Below are 21,118 nucleotides of genomic sequence, written 5' to 3' on the forward strand. Positions count from 1 at the left end.
AGTCTAAAAATCTAAACAACAATCTTCTCCATACATACCCAGGAAGTTTCTCTTGAAGCATACCTTATAGCCACAAACAATACTGTCCCATCTGCAATTCGGAACAAGATGTTTAACGTGATGATCGGAACAAACTTGTTTTCTCTCCATAGTTACGCAACGTTTGGGAAAGTAAAGAAGCTTTTTCTATGTAGTATAAATGTTCATCAAACGTTGATATTGCCCGTTTAGGTTTACTCGCTGGCTAAAGTAAGGAGAAGAGGTCGACCATAATGAGGTGAGAAGCACCTTGAAAACGACGTGCAATTGGCAGGATGAGATGTTGAATTACCCGTTGCCTCTGAGCCATCTTAACCGTAGAAGGGCGGTACAATCGTATTAAAGCTTGCCAATGCCGGCGCTACTTTACTCGTAATCTAAAGTGCTACAAATCCAGCATTCTAATCGAATGAAATCTTCTACGTTTGCCGAGCTGAAAAAGTTCAACCGCTTATTTCTAGATAGAGTCTACAAATATTAAAATATTTCATAATACTAATAAGGAATGATTAAGTTTATGGGTAATGATCTGGATTATATATCGGTAAAAGATTTAATGAGATTTTCTTTTATTGTTCCATCCTATCAAAGAGGATACCGTTGGGGGAGTGACCAAGTCGCACAACTTATTGATGATATTTATGAAGAGCAAAATAAGAAGTATTATCTTCAGCCTCTTGTTATAAGTAATGTTGCGAGCACTGAGCTAAAATGGAATGTAATAGATGGCCAACAGCGACTAACAACAATATTTATTATAATAGGGGCTTTAAATTATTTGAATTCAAAAGATCCGGGCAACACCATTCATGATTTAAGCCTAACGATGCATTTAGAATATGAGAGCCGTAAAAGCAGTGCTATATTCTTGCGTTTTTTAACAGAGTATAAAAACTTCACTGATCTGCCAGTCGAGGCCTTGAACCAAGAGCGTTTATGGGAAACGTTTAAATGCTATACGATAGAAGGGAATGTAGAGAAAAATTTAGATTTCGATTATATGCTCGATGCATTTTGCACATCCGTCAATAAAGTAAAAAAATTATTGGGGGAAAATCGATTTAATAATCTGATTGATTTAAAGCAGCGACTGTTAAATGAGTGTGCTTTCATTTGGTACCCAATCAATTCAACAGAAAATGATAAGAGAAATTCGGAAATAACACAATTTTCAAAGATTAACATGGGAAAAATAGAACTGACAGATGCAGAACTTATAAAAGCAGAGATAATGAATCCTACCCGAATAAACAATGAACTTGAAAGAAACAAGATCAAAGAAAAGCAATTTGCCATTTCGGAAGTATGGTATTCTATTGAAAATGAATTGCGGAAACCGGATTTTTGGGCTTTTGTGCCTCATGAAAACCAGTATAGTATTAATAATCATAGTAGAACCAGAATTGATGTTTTATTTGAATACCTATTATTGGAAAATGAATTAGAACTTAAGGGTGGATTAGATCGTTATATAGAAAAATTAAGTGTATCATTTGAATATTCGTTATTTACAAGAGTGCAGAGGCTTCTAAATAATGATACAACTTGGGGGAAAATCGTAGATATTTTTGAACAATTGAAAGAGTTGTACGAAAGCGACGGAAGAACTCAAATAGAAGATGATAAAAGTAAGAAAAAAGCCGAAAAGGGCACTAGTATATACAATTTACTTAGTTTTATTACCCTTTATCAACAAAAAAAAGGCGAGAAAAGTAACTTTTTATATCTGAAAAGTTATGAAACATTTTATGAATTATTACAAAAAGACCGGAATGAACGTATTCCTTACATAAAAAATAAAATTAGAGAACTCATGTATGCGGAAGAAAATATTGAAGAAAAGATAAAATCGATCAGATACGGCAAAGGTGACGAATTGCGTGAAGTATTGCTGTTATACAATTTGATAATTTTATCAAGATCTACAGGAATTGGTAATCGTTATAATTTTCTTGAGCATAATAATGTCAAGCGTGAGTGGACTAGAGAGCATATATTTCCTCAAAAAACTAAAATTCCTAAAGAAAACATAATAAAGGCTCGAAAGGATCTTTTAAGTATTTTTGTCGGTAATTTGGACGTAAATGGAAATATTGTATTAAAGAACAACATGATCTTTAAGTATATCAACTTTTTATACGGGAAAGAGGAACATTCCCATTCGCCCTTTAAACATGATAACTCTCCCTCTAAACTTGTTAACTCTGGAATAATTAATTGGAAAAAGGATGAGGAAGCAATTAAATTATTTTTAGAACAAAAACATGTTGAGAATGGCTATGAAAAAGAATATGCCCAAAAATTAATACTGATTCAAAAATCCATAGATTTATTATCGAAAATCAGGGTTTTGGAAAGAAACAAAAAATTAATAAACAAAGAAAACCAGGAAGCAATAATTAACCATATAACAACCAATAATGATATATTTAGAAACATTAATGCGGAAAAGATTGTCTCATTGTTTGAAAAAGAACGCGAGAATTGCATTAAAGTGTTAAAGGAATTACTACCAAATATACAATTTGCTGATTCTATCAAAGGGTATATTGATAAATATATGGATGGATCCTTGTTTATATTGAATTCTAAAGTTCAGGAGGATACTGATGGTCAAGAAGGAACTGATTTCAAAGGAATATTTACAAGGATGTACGAAACTATCATCGATAATATAGAAAGCATAACTAATATAAAAAAATGTGCACATTATCATTCTTTGCTGAAGGAAATATTCACCAAAGTAAACCTGTCAATCGAAGCCGAAGTAAACCAATTTTTTAAAGATGAGTTTAATGATTTGATGTCTGATAATTCAATAGGAAATATGGCATTGTTAGATAATATAGTTAATGGAAGCGAAAGTGTCGGCAATAAACCTTTTAACGAAAAAAGACAAGAAATCTTTAAAAAAATGAAGTCGGGAGAATTTATTCCTTTGGCGACTATTTTAGCTTTTACAGATGTACATTCAAAAAAACGAACTACAGATGAATACTGGATGTATGAGAGTAGATATGCGTATGCAAATGATATTATCCAGACAATTAAAGATTTTCTAAACATTAAAAAAGTTGGGAAGGATAAAAGGAATGTTAATAGATAATAAAGATGTCTTAACCATCTCCAAACAAGAGTGTTCCTTATATAAGTTGTTAGAGGAATATAATATATGTATACCTGCCATTCAACGTGATTATGTTCAGGGACTGGATGAAGTAAGTATTAAATACAAAAGAATAAGAATGATCCAAGATGTTAAAGAGAGCTTACAGACGAGAAAAAAATTAAGTCTTAATATTGTATATGGTTTGCATGAAGATGAAGGAGATAATTTCATATTTTATCCTATTGATGGTCAACAGAGGCTTACGTTCTTATATTTACTGCATTGGTATTTGGCACTAAACTCTGCAGAGGGAGAATTTGCGCGCTTTTGCGAGCTGAAGTCTCTTTCCTATGAGACAAGAAATTATGCAAATGAATTTTTCAGCTTTTTGAGAATTAAAGATAACAAAGAAATGTGGCTAAATATTTTCAAAAGCTGTGATCGCAATAAACTCACACTGTTAGAGCATATTAAATTGAAAGCGTGGTTTAAGTCGCAGTGGCTTACAGATACTACGGTTCTTTCTATTATTAATGTGTTTAGCGAGTTTATAGACAATCCTGAAACAAAAATTGATATTTCTAAGGCTGAGGAATTTTATGATCAGTTAAAAACCAGTACTTTAATTTGCTTTGATTTTCTTTCTGAATTTGCTAAAGATGCAGAACATACTGCTTCTACCAATTACATTCGATTAAATGCTAGGGGAAAGCAGCTGGATGAATTTGAAAATATAAAAGCAATTTTGTCTTTGTTAGAGAACAAATTAGGAGAAGAAATTAAAGAAAATCAGAAATTTGTATATCAATATGATCAGAAGTTTATTGATATTTTCTATAAGGAATGCTCAGAAGAGAAAAAATTAGAGGAAAAAACCAAACAAATTAATGATAAAACCCTTAAACTGTTGATGAATACATATATCCTCTTGCGATCTATTAGGGGTGAAGCCAAGGATGAACATATAACATTTGATGCTTATTATTCCATCATTTATTCTGAATCTCAAAAAGATGACATCTCAGAATTTTGGAGAGAATATTTTGAGTTTTTAAATATTTTGCTAACAACAATAGATGGTGATGGTGGAATTCAAAAACGCATGACATTATTCTGGGAAAATATATATGAGCTTAAAACAAATGATTCTGATAACCTAGTATCTAATTTGCGATATATTTATTATTATTACATATCACAACAACAATATGTCAACGAAAATAAGCTTGATCAATTAGATTATGTGCTACTTAACCTGAAATATGGAGATTGGAAACAGACCGGGTTTCAAACAATTGAATTACTGGCTCAGTACAGTGCAGAATATGCAGATGTATTTGAATTTTTCGCTCAAGAAACACCAGATGAAATGATTGCAAAGTTGAATGTACATACGGATAATAGTGAGATTACTGATGTAGATGATATAAAAGTCAGAATTAAAGAGCAGTGTATAAAAGCAAGTATTATTAGGAGGTTAAATGAAGATTACAAGCTATTTGCATCGTTAGAAGTCAAATCGGGTAAACGGCAAATTCAATATTTATTAAGTATATCTGATATGTGGGTAAATGAAATTACGAAAGAGAAAATAGATTGTTTATTGAGATATATGGAGGTGGCAGAAAGATTTCTTTGCAGTGAGATAAATCAAGAAAAACTACTTTGGAAAAAGCTCTTCGCTGTAGCGAGTTACTGGGATGTAAACAATAATTACTTATTGACTTCTAGTATGATAAACCAACAAATAAGTGATAAGAATGAGACAGGAAAACAAAATGTTCATTATTGGAAAGATAATTATTATTTCATAAATGATGATATAGAACATAAAGATAATAAGTTAAGTGAAGAAAAATATAAAATCATAAAAATAGCATATGATAATTGGATAGCCAACGATCTATCAGACGAACTGCAAAGAAAAGTCTGGCTAAAGAATCAATTTTCTAATTCAGCTTATGAAGCTTGTTGGTTAAAGTATGCAATTGATAGAGATATTGAGGAACTATTTGATAACAATGTTTCGTATGACGATGCTCAGGGAACAGTTCATATTGACATCAAGCATAGTTACAATAAGAGATTTCATAACGGTGGTTGGGTATCTTGGAAGTGTAATTATTTCGCCACTGTTTATTTATTTGATCAAATAAATAATGGTAGCTTCAATCAGAATAATGTATATGATTCTTATATTTGGGATTATTATGGGAAAAGTTTATATCAAAGGTCTAATATAGTGGATGGGGTTATATTTGATTCATATCCGAAAATCATAAATCAATTTGGTTTGCGGTTGTTATGGGAAGGACGTGCGGAAAAATATTTATTATATGAACAAGGTGGTTCTACATGGAATTTAAGAAGTTTCTTTGGTTATATGTATTATATTTCATTTCCATATGATTCTAATTCGACCATCTCGGTAGCTGATGGAAAAGTTGTAATTACAGAGTTTTTAAGGGGGAATAGTTACAAGCAATACGAGTATGATCTTAACATTTCCACTGAAAAACAAACTATTAAAGAAAAAGAGAATGATTTCAATAGAAAAATTAAAGGTTATAAAAACATAGAGGATACCAGACAGGATAACTGGGATAAACGTAGCTACTCATACAATTCTGAGGATATATATAAGTATTGGTACAAAGATAAAGCTAGTTTCCAAATTGAGAAAGAAGATTTTGTTTCATTAGATGTTCTTCAATCTATTGAGTGCACTCATCTTCTCAAATAATCCATTGTAAGCCAACATTAATGGACTTAATCATGTCAACGCAGGGATTTTTTCATGGCTAAAAAGGTACAAACATTCCGGCGGTACTCCTTGGAATTGAAATTGGAGGCAGCCCGGCTAGTCAATGAAGAACATATGAGTATACGTGAAGTAGCGACACGTTTAGATATTCAAAATAAATCTCAGCTGCAAGTATGGGCAGCAAAAGTGAAACGGGGAATAAGTCTAGAACCTGCTACATCCAAACGGGGACGCCTAGAACCAAGTTTTCCAGTATGGAAGAAGAAATGGCTTACTTGCGGGCGGAGATTGAATATAATGAATGTCAAAGGACAAGAACATATACCCATTAAAGTCGCTATTTTAGAGGATTTTTTATTTTATCCGTACAAGTTCTTGTCCTTAGCTCGCGATAAGAACTTGTACCGATTACTGGAATGGACAAGAACATAGTCCCATTGGCAACTCGACCTGATGAAGGTGAAGATGTCGGGGGACAAGAACTTGGTTCCTTTGCCGAAAAGGACAAGAACAACATTGTTCCATTTCGGATTAGATTGTTATCTAAATATTATCATGACAGAAATTATGTGGCGAGAGAAAAGCACAATTCGCTTTCTGAAGGCAAGAACTCAGTTCCATTTGCTGAAAATATTAGGAACATGCCATTAATGTCGATAAGAATATTTTATCTGTTTCATTAAGCTAACGGGAAGGTATCGCCATAACTTCTTCAGCAGTTGTTTTGTGACCTGGTCGCCCTGATTTCGAAGCATAGTTATCCTGATTGCTCTCGGATCAGAAATGTAAAAGTACTTGGTTAAAACACGGTTAGCCTTTGTTTGAATAAATACCTTTGGGCCAGGTATCCAAAAACCAAAGCAGGGATCAAACTCCATTTAAGTGTGGCCTTTCGTGACCCCGAAACCGTGTATACCGAGAGAAAGCAGTTCTGACCTCAGCCAAGCCTGCCGACCGTACAGAGATGGATTCTTGTTCGATGAAAAACAAGTCACCTACCTTTTCGATCGTGGATATTTAATTTACGGGAAGTTCAATCAGTATGGCAGCTTGGACTGCATCTTTTTTGTCATCTTACTCAAGCATTACGCGCCCAATCGAATTTCTGAGTGAATTTGACGTGCCAGAATATTTTATCATTACGCGAGACCATATGGTGAAAATTGGTCAAGGAAAGAAGCTGTCGCAAAAAGCATCAACCTGCTAAACGAAGAAGATGCTTTTTTTGCTCAAGAAATTGGGGATGGATTTGCCGTTAGGGCCCCGAAACGAATGAAATACCTAGTACAGTGGAAGCCGAAACAATTTTAGTTCTGGTCTTATTTTAGAAAATCTCACATCACGAGGCTTACGATCGTCAATTACCTTGTGTGTGGAGCTATGTTCAAGCATTATATTATCAGGAAGCGGTCAGCACTCTTGATCCCCTTGAGATTTAAATAAACTTCACATATGATACTTTTAGATGAATGGAGGAATGGATAGTGCAGAAAGATGGTCTCACTAGTTTAGTTAATTCACTAATATTAAGAGACTTTAAGCTACCGATAGATTTGGAGGATCGTAATACTCTTTTATTTGATATATTGAATGCTGCATTTGAGCAAAGGCGAGATAATAGGCAATTGTTACTACCAAATTTCGACAAAACGAATACTGTTGCGATATTATCTGATTATGGGGGAGAAGCTCCGAAGAGTAAGTATCTTACATATACCTTTACATTTGCAGACTATGATTATCTTGGTGGTATATATAAAGACGAGATCTTAAAGATCCGCAATACGTACGGACTAAATAAGCCGTATAAAGAAATATCATTCAAAAATCTACGTTATGGTCAAGTTCAAAGAGCACTAAAAGAATACCTTCACATGATGAACTGGGGGGGGAATAGTTTCCAGTAAGTGAAAGTATAATTCAGAAATATTCGTATAGACTCATAAACTGTGGTGAGCTAAGATGTTTTGAAGGAGAGGCTTGTAAAAAATAATTAAAATCAGGACGATTAAAACATGAGTATATTTTTACTATTTGCCCGGAATGTAAATTGTTCCATTCAAAGTTGCAACAATAGATTCTGCATTTAACTAAACATGAGAATGTATATTTGAAAAGAGGTACCATAATGTTAATTAAGGAAGTCTATATAGGTAAATACAAAAAAATAAAGGATTTTAAACTCGAATTTTCAAAGATGAACAATTCTAAATTTAATTTATCTGTCCTAATCGGTGAAAATGGGACTGCAAAAACGTCAATACTTCAAGCGATCACTAATTTGTTGTCCGACTCCAAAGAGAAGCATAAGATGCTTGATGCATATATGAAGTACGAATTAAGTTCAGATGAACAATATCTCTTATCTACTATTGATATCCCTATACAACTACCAAGCAAACTAGTTATCTCTTCTTATACACCAATAGAGAGAGTATACATACAAGCGAAATATTCGAAGTCCTCCTATTGCCCGATAATTTATTCCGAAATGGGATTAAGTAAATTGAAATATGTAATTAAAGAATATGTTTGTAAACATTCAAGTAAAATGCATGACATTGTTGATTATATTGGCTATATACCAAGCGCATACTATCTTGAATTCAACATTATAGGGTTCACAACTAATCGTTTCAGAGAAAATTTGTTTAGAGGGCTTTATGATGAGATATTGAAAGTTGTTTTGCCTAATTTAAATCAAAATTTGAGTATGGATGAATTAATTGATGAATACGATTATGAGATTAGAAGTTATGATAATAGTACGAAAAAATTCAGAAAATTCGTGTCGGAATATATGCAGGATTTGTTTAAAGATGATAGATATTATGCACACAAATCTGCATTTTCAATAAATCAGTTGGAACGAGTGCTAGTAGAGTATTTATATGTAAACATGAAAATTAAAGCTTTTTCAAGTGCTTTTTCAAAGAAGCGAGAGACCTATTATAAAGGCGAAGTTCGAAAACTAGTGGATTCTGCTGATATAATTAATTATTTTGAAGGTGAATTTCAATTTTATAATGATATTAAGTTTTTGGGAATGTTTGATAGATATGTGATTTCAGATCTGTGGTTCTATCCTAATTCTGATCATTCTGATATTATTCCATTATCTTATTGGAGTTCTGGCGAACTAAGTTTATTCCTAAGACTGGTTGAAATAGCCCACTCTGTTTCAGAAAATTCAGTCTTATTAATCGATGAACCAGAAACACACTTACATCCAAAATGGATTAACGGTTATATTAACATCTTAAAAGATATAATTGATGTGAATTGCCATGTAATTATTGCTACTCATGCGCCATTAATTGTTTCAGATATACCCAAAGAAAACATTATTTTATTGAAAAAAAATGGTACTGCAATCTACCAAGATTATATTGAAGAGCAAACAATAGGTTTAGAATACGATGGGATTTTAAAGAAAATATTTGATGTTGAAGAGAAGGAAGGTACAGTTCTAGAGAGCTATGAAAAAAAAATATTGCAATATATAGAAGAAAACAACATTAACTCGGCTATTGAATTATACGATCAACTAGGCGATAGTCCAACAAAATTTCAGTTATTTTTAAAATTAAAAAAAATATACGAGGCAAGGAATGAAGACTGACTAATTATGTATAAGATAACGGAAAACATAAATTTTTTAAAGCCATATCATGATTTTATGTGTACGCTATTAAAAGCAATAAGAATATCTTCAAAGAGGAATCCCCATTATACCAAGGGTGAGTTGAAAGTGAATATGATTTTAATTAATCCCAATGTAAGGGATATTCTTAACAGAGGAGTACTCCTTGATAAACTCTATAGATTGAAAGAGTGCCCTATAGATTTATGTAAAGAATATGGAAAGTTTGTTAGAAGGTATAGATCTATACTAAACGGGAAGTGGAGAGGGAGATCTAAATTTACGGATATTTCAACTGAAGAGTTTAAAGAAATACTCATTTTTTTGTATGAAAATTTACTAAAATACAAAACTTTCAATAATGCTTATTTCACAACATCTACGTCTTTGGATGATTTTAGAGCGATGATGTCTCTGAATCAAGTTTGTCCTTATTGTGATATTACTAAAACAAACAAAGATATAGTATCAGTAGATCATTTTTTACCAAAGGCTAATTTTCCAGTATTGTCCATATTTCCAGAAAATCTTATCGTAGTTTGCAAAGCCTGTAATGAGGTTATAAAAGGAGATACTATATATCTTCCAATAGCACACCCTTATTATGAAGAAGTGTCTAGTTACTTTACTTTTGTTGTTAACGAAAACGAAAACAATGAATTCAAAATAGAAATTGAATTGAACAATACAAACTCACAGCTGATAAATGATAAAATTAATAATTTTATAAAACTATTTAAAATTATAGATAGATATGAAAAATATATGACGGCGGAATTACATGACTACCGAACTGGGGTTCGAAAAAGTGCAATCGCAGAACTTAAAGGTATAGCACGATTTAGATCAATAACTCATGACGATATTGAAAGCTGCACTTATAAATATTTCCAAGAGGCTATTATTGACAACAAAGAATTAAAAAGAGCGATGGATGGATCAAAAATTAAGAATGACTACATAAATCAAATTGTTAAGGAGAATGATTATCAGAATGACATAGAATATATAGAATCTCACTTCTTTGGTTTTATCAGTTCTAAGCAATAATGATTCTTAATCAATTCTTCTATTTGGGAAGAGTCTTTTGATAACGGTTTATCGATGAAAAGTGGAGCAAGCCTTTATTACAATTTTTAGGAAGATTGTGTCGGTGAATGGAGGATCATCATTGAAGAATTTTAGAAAATGTAGCTTATCCGGATGTATCCGACCGATTGACGCGATATTTTCCCTCAGTATAGATCAGGTTGTTCACCAATAGTCCAGTGGCATAGTAAGTGGGCAACTACCCAATGCGATTTCAGTATCAGAACTAGCGCTTGCCGACCGATGAATAGTGAGGAAAAACAATCTTAGAAAGAATCATGAAAACAGTCACTTTCCCATAGAGGATAATTACTATTCTCATATATTTTCACTTCAATTGCCACACCTCCCATCATCTAGAGAATCTTTATCATATGATTTTCACATATACTAGCACTGATAATATTTAGAAGTTAGAATAAGTGAGTCAAATATTCTATCTTGATTAGGAGACTTTACAAATGAATGGAGAGACACTTTTGAAACTTAGCAATGAGAAGGAATTTAAAAGTCTGTTTGACTATAACCTTGGTTTTAAAGAAGCTCTCGCCCGTTTTTTCGAACAAGTGGCCAACAATTTTTCTAAAGTACTTGAGGAATTTTCCTCTAAAACAGAATGGATTTTAGATCCCGGAATGTTTATGAACACAAAGGTACTGAATAGTGTGCTGTTTTATCTCAATAGCAACAACATACATAAAGCAGAAAAATTATATCGGCGATATATGTTAAAATATTATACTTTAGAGAGAATTAACGAGATTGAAAAAATATGGACCGCCAACCCTACCTTAATTAACCGAATTAATATACTTAAGCAGGTGCTAGATGCCCACAACAATGGAATGTACTTTGTATCTGTACCGACCATACTTTGTCAAATCGAAGGCTATGTTTATCATTCTTTTAATTATAGTGAACACCTAAGACAAAGAGCTCTAATAAATCTAATAAAGGATAAGAACAATTTCCTTATCTATGCTGAATCAATTGGAAAATATTGCGAGAAGGTAATTTACACTTCTTTTAGACCCGAACAGCCCATTGAATCTAAAATTAGTAGAAATGCCATTTTACATGGGTTTGACCTCAACTATGGAACAAAAGAAATATCTCTAAAATTGATTATTTTAATGAATGTAATGCAGTATTTGATCCCATTAACAATACATGAAGAAAACAAAAATGTTAGTAGTGTAGAGATTGTAACTGAAAAATATAAATAGTCGAAGTTGTACTGAAATCAATGTAATCAAGAAGACCATAGGAAGTATCCAAAAGTCTATTCAACCAATGAAGAAATAACCACAAATGCAGAGAAAATGATCAAATATTTTAAGTTCATAATTCAAAAAATCCAAAAAGCTATAGGTTTGGAAACCAAGTGGGAATGCCGGCAAATCGAATACACTTGTTGGAAATTATTAGTATGGATAATAAATTCGCATTAGCAACTGAAGGAATTCGTGAGATTTTGACTCTGGACGAACATTTTGAAATTATTGGTGAAGTAAACAACGGACAAAGTGGGGGGACAAGAACTTGATTCCATTACTGATTGTTGTAGACCGTCAGTTTACCCCTAATAAAAATAAGTAATCGGAAAATTATTTTGTTCAGTATTAATTATAATTTTTCGTGTCCTTGTGGAAGAATTCACCTATCACGAAAGATAAAAACAGATCTGCCACAACCAAAATTGAGTAGAAAGCGAATAATAAGAGCAATTATATTTTAATATTTCGATGAAGTGCTTGGAGTATATTGAAAATCTTAGTGGTGACTTCGCAAAGAAATTGAAGTGTTTATGATAACATCCATATCTCAAAAGATCATTCATTATTCATAATTTCGCTCAGGTAGAACAGAATCCTATGGGAAGATTGAGCAGTTAATTGCATACGTACAGGAATTGGAGCCAGATGCGATACTGACATTAATTTTATTCATAGGCTAATCGCCTTTAGACCAATCTAACTAAGCTTTTGAATGAAGAGTACCTTCCCTATAGATTATCAGCTCATTGGCGAGTTTCCACATCCTTGATGACCCACCAGTGATAGCTAGGGAGTGAATAGTGCTAATTCTAAATGCTAGATAATAAGATGGATAGGGAGATCGGTGACTGCTTATATGGGAAAGATGAGAAAGGGAAATTTCCGGAGAATAAATAAGAAAGCAACCAACCTCACTGCGCAGTACCGGAGGTTGTTGCTTTCTTTCCTTAAACAGTATTAATTCAAAGGATTATAGATCATTAAGAATCTTTTCTTCAACTAGAAAGCTGAGAATAAGGATCGTTGCAATTAAAATGAGTCTGTACACTATAAAAAATCAAACTCAAAGTATACTTTTTAGATCCCGTATGAACTCTGGACTGAAGACATCATTTTTTAGGGCAGATTTGAAAACAGATAGAAGTTCAGACTCAGTGAGATCAAGAGGTCTTGATTGAAAATGATATTTTCCATTCTTATTCTTGTACCAGGCAAATCGAATCTCATGGCGAGATTTACCCTTGACGAATATTTTTTGAATGGCAGCTGTGTCTTCGTGATCCATAGCATTTCGACCTTCGGTAATTAAATTGCAATAGGGAGTGCTTTTAATCAAATATATCACCTCGTTATTGTTATCATTTTATTATGTTTCGAGGAGTTATCCCTATAGTCCTTTATTTACCTGTCTGTTTATCTCACGTGTATATTTTCAAGAAAAGTTCATAGAGTCTGTTAATTTTCTTGAAAATGAATTGCTCATATATAAATACACGAATGAGTAAAAAGAAAGACTAAAAGTAAAAACAGATAAGGATAAGTAGACGGAGGGTGAGAATCAAATATACTAAAATGGAGTAGGTTTTTCTTAATATGACAAGGACATAATTATAGAAAATGTCTTATTTAGTATGATTGTACATAGAAGCCAAAGGGGAGAAAAGCATGTGGGAAGATGTAAAATCGGTAAGAGAGTTATTAAGTTATAAAAGGTACAAACCAGCTTATGAATTGATGAAAAAGAGCATTTCGATTGCAGTGAAAGAGAATAACCATGAAGCAATAATCACCTTTTTGAGAAAGGAAATGATTCTATTAAATATGTCAGGTGATCCTAACCAAACATCGCTTTTCTGTAAGCTAGTTGCAGAACATTGTTTAGCCCTTGGGTTGCAAATTGAGGATTATTCAGAGCAATGTCGTGTACTTAATGTAGAAATGGATTGGTATAGTGAAGAATACAAAAGAATTGTTCGGAAACTGCATTCTCTAGATTCTTTTACTGCATTGCATGTAATTCTAGCGACATTCGAAAACTTAAATCAGGGCCTATTAGGAGCAAAGCCTACTAAGTTGGATCGTGTATTTTATTCGTTCTACGTTTATGGTATGGAAGCTGACTTTGAAAGTGGCATATCCGCCCTAAATCGTATGTTGAAACTATGGAAAGAAGGTTCCCAAATAGGGACCTTTAAAGGAAAGTTTAAGGAGCTACCTTACGTAGCAGATGCATTCGTTGATCTGCGATACCAACTAGCGCCGATAATTCGTGGGCTGAATTATCTAGAGTGGTTAACCAAGGAGATTTCTCTCAATCATGTCACAATGAATGTTTACGAGCATGAAGTCTCATTTATAATTCGTGATAAGGAAGAGTTTCTGCGTTATAAACTTCCATTTATCCGAGATACAGCGCGTATGCAAAACGTACTACGAAATAAAGGAAAAATCGAGGAATACTTCGGCTGGGGGAGCCAGGAAATTGACTATAGCACAGTTATTAAAATTAAAGAGAGCGGCGATGATTTTAAAGTTAATATTATACATGGAGAGGTCACCGACACTAGGAAAATTTCTATACATATGTACAAAATACGAGTTTTGTGAAACAGTACTAATGATTTAAAAGCTGCACAGTGATTTTTACCCCTGCACAGCCAGTTCATTCTTCGAGTTAATCCCAAACTACTTCTGTTCCTGCTATAAAATCGTGAATCGCACGTCGATCCTCACGCAAACCAACCATAAAAGCACTCACAATAATTCCGATACCCAAAGTTATTACATACACAAGTCCAGCCACAACAACTCGCATCAGCATCGTACCAATTTTTGGCGGTTCGTGTGTATCGTATTGGCGGATTCGAATTCCACATATACGTTTGCCTATGGTTCGACCATACCAGTAAACTGGTAATAAAATTGAGTATATTGCACTAAGTAGTTTGGCAATCGGCTCATCCGTATCAAAGTTACCCGTAAGCACACCTGCAATAATCACTAACGGAATTGAAATAATAAGACTATCCAACACATTTGCTCCTAATCTAATCCAAAAACCTGCTTTATACAAAATGCTTTCCTCCAAACTACAATTTTAAACTAAACGGCTAATTTACTTCATGAACTCCCTTCATTAAAATATCTAACTTTATGTACACAACTCAAATAGTATAACAGAAAATTTTACCTTTTTACGATAAAACCCCTATTTCATTTTACTTGCATCTTTTGTGAATTTTATAACAAACTATCGAATCAACTTGACTGCTGTTCATGTTCACTACTTACTCTTACATAATCCTTTCTAATATTGTATTTAGCTTCTGAGTCTTCATGAAAACACCATAATAATTATGTAAACCAAGAAAGCTACTCAACATTTGTTAAGTAGCTTTCTGTTTGTTCTGCATCTGCCCTTTTCGCCAAATCTTATTCTCCACAAGGGTATAGACTAAACCGGCGATGGCAAATATCCATATCGATGTTATTCGGTTCAGATGGTATCCATTCACGAAATATGGATTGTAGTTGAGATCAAAAACCCACAGCCCGCCCCATCCAAACCCAATCATATAGATGAAAGTTCTCATCATAGGAAAGCATACATATTTCCGCAGCAGCCATGAGATCGGGATAAGAATAACAATATAAAAAGCGACTAAATAGTGACCGAATCCCAGGATAAGCGACAAAATATATATCAAGCCCCCTAGATTACGTAAGCCGTAATACTCTGTCGTTGTAATATGGTACCCTTCAATCCTCTCAAGAACGATGAGTGATGTAAAGAAGATCCCGATAAATATCAGTCCTAATACCATGTAACGTTGAACCGCGTTCACCAACATCAGATCACCCCAATGTCTAAACGCAGCCAGAACCGTCCAAGTTACATGATTTCGAACAAATTACACAATTACACATAGGCGTTAATAGGTTCTGTTAAATGTTAAAGTTAAAGCATCGTAAATTGTTATAACTCAACGACTACTTCTGACCTTCCAGAATCATCGTACCCAGGCGGTCCATAAGCTCATTTTATAGATCTTTTCATTCTTCACTGCATTCATGTCATTCCACACCTTGCTGTCTACCATCTTATTCTCGCTATTCTCCATCAATAGCAGACGATCCGGATTAACGGTAGCCAGAGCCTCCAGTGCAATCTGTTTACCGCCCCAGCCCTCTGGATCAGGGATCCCCTCTGTGCGCTTCAGGCCCCATTCACCGTATAACATCTCAGCTGCACCTTTATCGGAATAGATGACCAGGTTGTTTGGATATGTCTCAATTACGGCAAAGGATTCACCATGTACAGCCGCCTCCAGCTTTTGTTTCCACTCTGCCGATTTCGCATCATACTTGGCCAGATATTCATCTTTCTTGCTTTCTTCTCCAAACGTATCTGCCAAGAATGTCAGGTGATCTCTCCAATCATAGTAAGAGTAAGGCAATGCAATTGTAGGTCCCATGATGCCTTCCAACCCAATGGAAGCTGACTTCAATTTATCAAAAGAACGACGCAGCCGTTCAAAACGTTGGCCCCCCATATTGTGAGCCTTAATCTCACGAATACCGCTCAGGTATTCCTGCAGCCGGCTGGCGGCTTCGTTTTTGGCTCGAACATGGTTCTCACTCAGTCGTGCCTGAATTGAATCCGTGAGCCATAACAGAGCCACACCTAAGGGAACCGCAATTCATAGCTACGGCCATTCTCCAATCCACCAACAGAAGCCCGCCAAAAGCAAGCACAGGAAGCACAATTGCACTGATTAGCTGCGACAGATTGTGAGAGATCGTATGCTCGACCTGACCATAATCACTCAAGATCAGATTCGTCAGATCCCCAGGATCATGTTTTCCGAAAAATCTTAACGACAGATGACGAATATGTTCGGCCAACTACAACCTTCCTGAGGCCGCGAGGCTGTATGGTGCCCGATAGGTCTTGTCATAGAGCGAGGCATAAGCCGCATACTCCACCAGAAGCCACACAAACAAGATTATAAGCCCTATTGGACATATGACCTCGTCGCTTAACTTGAGAATGAATGGTGAAGTATTTACATTCTCGCCAAGCAAAAGAAGTGTTGTTGGAGAAAGTTTTCGTTTTTTATTGTATAGACAAATATGACTTATTTGATCTGTAACTCCCGCAATATTTTCCATTTAGTATGGATAAATATGTGAAGGAGTTACTTACATCATTAAACTGTCGCCTATTGAATCCAACTGCTAGTATGTTATATTATATTTTAAAATGCTATAACATACAAAAAGGAGTGATGCAATGCAATCGCCAGTATTAACCATTGGAGAACGGTTAAAAGAAATACGAGCAACTAGAAATCTTACACTTGAAGATGTTTCTAAACTTACTGATGTAAGTAAGCCTATGCTTGGACAAATTGAAAGAGGACAGTCTTCACCAACGATTACAACTCTTTGGAAAATCGCAGTCGGCTTAAAAGTCCCTTTATCTTTATTATTGGAAGAGCTAGAAGATGAGTGCAGTGTGGTTGATACACGGTCCAAAGACGCTATCATTGAAAATGATGGAAAAATGAGAGCATTTCCTGTTTTTCCTTTTGACCCTACCCGTAACGTAGAAATATTTTATATCGAATTTGATCCTGGATGTCACCATCCATCTGAAAGGCACCTTGATGGTGTGGAAGAATATGTTTTTGTGGTACAAGGTATGTTAGAAATGGTAGTCAACAAAAAGAAAATTGTTTTAAAAGAAAATCAGGCACTCCGCTTTCGTGCTAATGTTTTTCATTCCTATAATAATCTCTATCAAGAACCATGTATCATTTACAACATGATTTTTTACCCAAGAACATAGGCAAGTTTCATCTATGATCTTCTAGAAAATATTTTAAAATGAGGTGTGCTGATTATGGCAATTGAAAAAGTAAAAGATTTTTTTAAACAATATGGTATGGATTCTCAAATTATCGAATTTGAAGTATCTAGTGCAACCGTGGATTTGGCTGCAACTGCATTAGGTTGTAAGCCAGAGAGAATCGCAAAAACACTTTCTTTTATAGTGAATGGACAAGCTGTTTTAGTAGTTGCTGCGGGGGATGCAAAAGTGGATAACAAAAAATTCAAAGAGTATTTCAAAACAAAAGCAAAAATGCTTTCTCCTGATGAAGCCATTGATATGGTTGGTCATGCCATTGGAGGTGTTTGTCCATTTGCTATCAAAAATGATGCTTCTGTTTATCTAGACATATCTCTAAAACGTTTCGATACAATGTATCCTGCTTGCGGGAGTAGTAATAGTGCTATTGAACTTACAATAAAACAATTAGAAAAATTCTCTAGTTATTCAGAGTGGATTGATGTATGTAAAGGATGGAATGATTGATTTATAGTAGTTCTATATGGGTAGCGCCAACATTTTGACTGTTTTATACGCTAAGTATTAGCGGACAGTTGCTTAAAGCAGGAAAAATCCGCTGTCTTTGTGCCTTAACGTCCTTTGCGTATATTTTCGTTAAAATGTTGGCTGTACCCTCAATCAACTATGAAAAGCTTTCCAGAACGAACCTTCTGTATTAATGATATCCTTGATTTGCACAAAAGGAATCGTAAACGTTGGAAACCCTTCCGCATAGGGCGCGATATCATATGGGTTGAAGTAGAGATGCAGAGCATCCGCTGTAACAAAAAACGGCTGATCCGCACTAATGCCCGTATAAGTGTCTGGAAACACATAAGAGTATTGAGGATCATTTTTGATCTGATCCCCCACAATCTGGCTTAACACTTTTACGTAGTCACTATTCGGCTTAAATAAATCCTTCAGCTCATACAACTGACCATTCGTCAGATTAATAATCGCATAGATCATCGTAGGCATACCATGCGCTGCACCAGCCGGGTAGTTGTAACCTGTGAGTTGCAATTGCAATAATTGCTGCTGATAAAACGTAATATCAAAATCCCCTGTATACGTATAATCCAGCTGCTGATCCGCAGGGATCGGTTTAACCTGGGAGAGTTGCTTCAACCTGGCATTCAGCGCAAGCTGCTCCGCTTGGTTCGTTAATCCCTCCACCTGCGGATAATATACGAGGTAGTCCCTGTTTGGTTTGTACTTCTCTTCGCGTACACGGTACGGCGGATGAAGCGGAACGATTGTATTTTGCCGCCAGATGATCTGTCCGGCCCGATTCACATACGATAAGCGCTGGTCTACATAGGCCTTAATCAGATCTGGTGCCACGACCTCCAGCGTACCCGAACCTTCTACATGCGGATACCCAGCGGCAGGTCTTCCACTCAGATCCAGCAGATAGGTTTGTCTTCCATCCGATGCGGAAGCAAGGCCGTTTTTGTAATTACCTACTTCGCGATATAGGAACTCCGTAAGTCTTCTGCCATTGGTATCTGCAATCGCGTATACAGAGCCAATGTAAGGCTGCTCCGGATTAATTGCTTGCCCCAGCGCATAACGATGCTCGCCTAGTTCGCGGATGTCATTATAGGCGGGTTGAATGATAAACGATCCCTCCGTATTAATGACACCATAGTTCGATTTGTAATCCTCTGCTGTATTAACAATCGCTTGCCCGCCGCTAAAAGGAAATGCCGATGAAAACTTGGGCTGAATGCGAATATTACCCCGTTCGTCGATGTATCCATATTTGCCCGAGGTTTCTTTTTGAAAAGCAAGCAGTCCATCCCCCAGTGGTCCCACATAGGCATATGGATACGTTGCGAGCCGATGTCCATTGCGATTAATGAGCGCATATTCATTGTCCTTAATCTGCACAACCGCTTTACCATCTTGAAAATCATTCGCCGAAGCGAACTGTGCAGGTATCACCTCATTGCCCGACGCATCCAGATAACCATACCGACTCACCGAACCATCTGCCTGACCAGGGTTTGAATCGTAAAATAAAGCTCGACCGTCGTTCATATTCGAGATATACGGGTACGCCCGTTTGGTCAGGACTATACCTTGTTCATTAATCATCTTAAATCCTTGAGAATCAATGGTTATCGCCCGTTCTTCGTAAAAGGAATTGATGGAATCGTATACAGGTTGAACGACATACTGCCCCTGAAGGTTAATCACACCGGCTCGACCATCCTTCACAACCACAGCCAACCCATTGGGCTGAAACGCTTGCGCGTCATTCAATACCGGCTCAAGCCGAATGTGGCCTTGTGCATCCATATACCCCCAACGCGTCCCACTCGTAGTTCGAACGGAGATTGGATATAACCACGTTGTTACCCGGGCATGGCTTATAGGTACCATCGCCTGCTTAATTTTCTTTTCGAGCTCTTGTAGTACCTCTCTGGAAGGATACGCTTCCGGGAAACTGAGTGCCTTCTGAACGGAAGCGAGTGCTGCCGGATACTGGCCGGCATGGTACTGAGCATCCGCAAGGTAATACCAGTAAAAGATATAATCAGGGTATTGCTGGGTTAGTCGCTCGTAATATTCCACCACTTTGGGATAATAGGTTGCATATACATCCGGTGCAGGAACCCATTTCCCATTCTGCCATCGGATAATCTCCACACGATAGGCTTCCCCTGTATCATGAATCCAGAGTGCAATCTCCACCTTGCCATCTCGACCATGTGGACCAGGCATATCTATAATCTCTGCATAGCTATAGTATAAATCGTCAGGCGCCAGATCTTTGAGCCCGGATTCCGTCCACTCATATACGGCAAGTTTAGACCAAATAGAACCAATCCGCCAACCGATAATGAGATTATTCCTTGCCGTTGAAGTTACAGGGGCTGCAGTCATTAAAGTCACCCCGTACCCCAATCCCTTGATTAGTGCCATCTTGATCCAGTGTCCTTGAACAAATTTCAGAATGAGCAGGTACAGCTCACCATTCAACTGGTAGACTGCAGCAATCTCTGGCATACCATCACCGGTAAGATCTGCCGCGTAGATCGCTGGATGTTGAACAGGTTTATCAATAGTGACGACCGTTGCACCAGCCGGGATATGTTGATTCACAATCTGCGTTAACAGCGGTTCGCTCATGGACATCTCAGTTTCCTCCCTTATGACCGCATTCGCCTAATGGTATGCTTCATAAATCGGGATATGACATGTAATTCATTTTATATAAGTTGAACTAAAAAATACTCACACTTACCACTCTTATGACAGAACAAACTTCTGATCGCATTTACCCCCCGATTCT

The 21,118-nt window shown here is 35.8% G+C and carries 16 protein-coding genes; 11 read left to right on the plus strand and 5 right to left on the minus strand.

From position 1 onward, the window contains the following. Positions 1-556 precede the first annotated feature (556 nt). The 9 genes from ACETMN_RS17435 to ACETMN_RS17475 all read left to right on the plus strand — a co-directional run bounded on the left by ACETMN_RS17435 (position 557) and on the right by ACETMN_RS17475 (position 14,528). Positions 557-3,145 carry a DUF262 domain-containing protein gene (locus ACETMN_RS17435; RefSeq protein ID WP_411734832.1) on the plus strand — a complete coding sequence of 863 codons (2,589 nt, stop codon included), beginning with the start codon at positions 557-559 and terminating at the stop codon, positions 3,143-3,145. Then, complete coding sequence (locus ACETMN_RS17440) at positions 3,132-5,891, plus strand: DUF262 domain-containing protein (RefSeq protein WP_411734833.1); 2,760 nt, start codon at positions 3,132-3,134, stop codon at positions 5,889-5,891. The genes ACETMN_RS17435 and ACETMN_RS17440 overlap by 14 nt, the downstream gene beginning before the upstream one ends. Positions 5,892-5,945: 54 nt before the next feature. Then, positions 5,946-6,344, plus strand: a complete 399-nt coding sequence (locus ACETMN_RS17445) for a transposase (protein ID WP_091020687.1) — start codon at positions 5,946-5,948, stop codon at positions 6,342-6,344. A 1,052-nt stretch (positions 6,345-7,396) separates the two neighbouring features. Continuing rightward, positions 7,397-7,819, plus strand: coding sequence for a hypothetical protein (locus tag ACETMN_RS17450; protein WP_091020685.1), 423 nt, complete (start codon positions 7,397-7,399; stop codon positions 7,817-7,819). Positions 7,820-8,040: 221 nt separating this feature from the next. Further along, positions 8,041-9,534 carry an AAA family ATPase gene (locus ACETMN_RS17455; protein ID WP_411734834.1) on the plus strand — a complete coding sequence of 498 codons (1,494 nt, stop codon included), beginning with the start codon at positions 8,041-8,043 and terminating at the stop codon, positions 9,532-9,534. Between the two features lie 6 nt (positions 9,535-9,540). After that, entirely contained in the window at positions 9,541-10,605 is a 1,065-nt protein-coding gene (locus ACETMN_RS17460) for a hypothetical protein (protein WP_411734835.1), read from the plus strand. 500 nt (positions 10,606-11,105) lie between these two features. Continuing rightward, on the plus strand, positions 11,106-11,870 hold the full coding sequence (locus ACETMN_RS17465; RefSeq protein ID WP_091019399.1) for a hypothetical protein: 765 nt from the start codon (positions 11,106-11,108) through the stop codon (positions 11,868-11,870). A 185-nt stretch (positions 11,871-12,055) separates the two neighbouring features. Continuing rightward, positions 12,056-12,190, plus strand: a complete 135-nt coding sequence (locus tag ACETMN_RS17470; RefSeq protein WP_411734836.1) for a hypothetical protein — start codon at positions 12,056-12,058, stop codon at positions 12,188-12,190. A 1,396-nt stretch (positions 12,191-13,586) separates the two neighbouring features. Continuing rightward, entirely contained in the window at positions 13,587-14,528 is a 942-nt protein-coding gene (locus ACETMN_RS17475) for a hypothetical protein (protein WP_091019402.1), read from the plus strand. A gap of 67 nt (positions 14,529-14,595) precedes the next feature. On the opposite strand, the gene ACETMN_RS17480 is transcribed toward ACETMN_RS17475, so the two are convergent. The 4 genes from ACETMN_RS17480 to ACETMN_RS17495 form a co-directional block, all read right to left on the minus strand. Further along, positions 14,596-14,994 carry an RDD family protein gene (locus ACETMN_RS17480; RefSeq protein WP_105599016.1) on the minus strand — a complete coding sequence of 133 codons (399 nt, stop codon included), beginning with the start codon at positions 14,992-14,994 and terminating at the stop codon, positions 14,596-14,598. A gap of 313 nt (positions 14,995-15,307) precedes the next feature. After that, on the minus strand, positions 15,308-15,517 hold the full coding sequence (locus ACETMN_RS17485; protein ID WP_143786566.1) for a hypothetical protein: 210 nt from the start codon (positions 15,515-15,517) through the stop codon (positions 15,308-15,310). A gap of 414 nt (positions 15,518-15,931) precedes the next feature. After that, positions 15,932-16,603 (minus strand): ABC transporter substrate-binding protein, encoded by a 672-nt coding sequence (locus tag ACETMN_RS17490; protein WP_411734837.1) that lies wholly within the window; start codon positions 16,601-16,603, stop codon positions 15,932-15,934. Further along, the gene (locus ACETMN_RS17495) at positions 16,557-16,826 is read right to left on the minus strand and encodes an ABC transporter transmembrane domain-containing protein (protein ID WP_411734838.1); all 270 of its coding nucleotides are present in this window, start codon (positions 16,824-16,826) and stop codon (positions 16,557-16,559) included. Before ACETMN_RS17495 ends, ACETMN_RS17490 begins: the two co-directional genes overlap by 47 nt. Before the next feature lie 388 nt (positions 16,827-17,214). Between ACETMN_RS17495 and ACETMN_RS17500 the strand changes: the two genes are divergently transcribed. Together ACETMN_RS17500 and ACETMN_RS17505 are read left to right on the plus strand one after the other, a co-directional pair. Next, a complete protein-coding gene (locus ACETMN_RS17500; protein ID WP_091019408.1) occupies positions 17,215-17,772 on the plus strand; it encodes a helix-turn-helix domain-containing protein in 558 nt (185 codons plus the stop codon). A gap of 54 nt (positions 17,773-17,826) precedes the next feature. Continuing rightward, positions 17,827-18,300, plus strand: a complete 474-nt coding sequence (locus tag ACETMN_RS17505) for a YbaK/EbsC family protein (protein ID WP_411734839.1) — start codon at positions 17,827-17,829, stop codon at positions 18,298-18,300. A 153-nt stretch (positions 18,301-18,453) separates the two neighbouring features. On the opposite strand, the gene ACETMN_RS17510 is transcribed toward ACETMN_RS17505, so the two are convergent. Then, positions 18,454-20,961: a WG repeat-containing protein gene (locus tag ACETMN_RS17510; RefSeq protein WP_091019412.1), complete on the minus strand. Its 2,508-nt coding sequence runs from the start codon at positions 20,959-20,961 to the stop codon at positions 18,454-18,456. Positions 20,962-21,118 lie beyond the last annotated feature (157 nt).

The sequence above is a fragment of the Paenibacillus sp. M2 genome, assembly GCF_046713495.1.
GTDB lineage: Bacteria > Bacillota > Bacilli > Paenibacillales > Paenibacillaceae > Paenibacillus > Paenibacillus amylolyticus_B.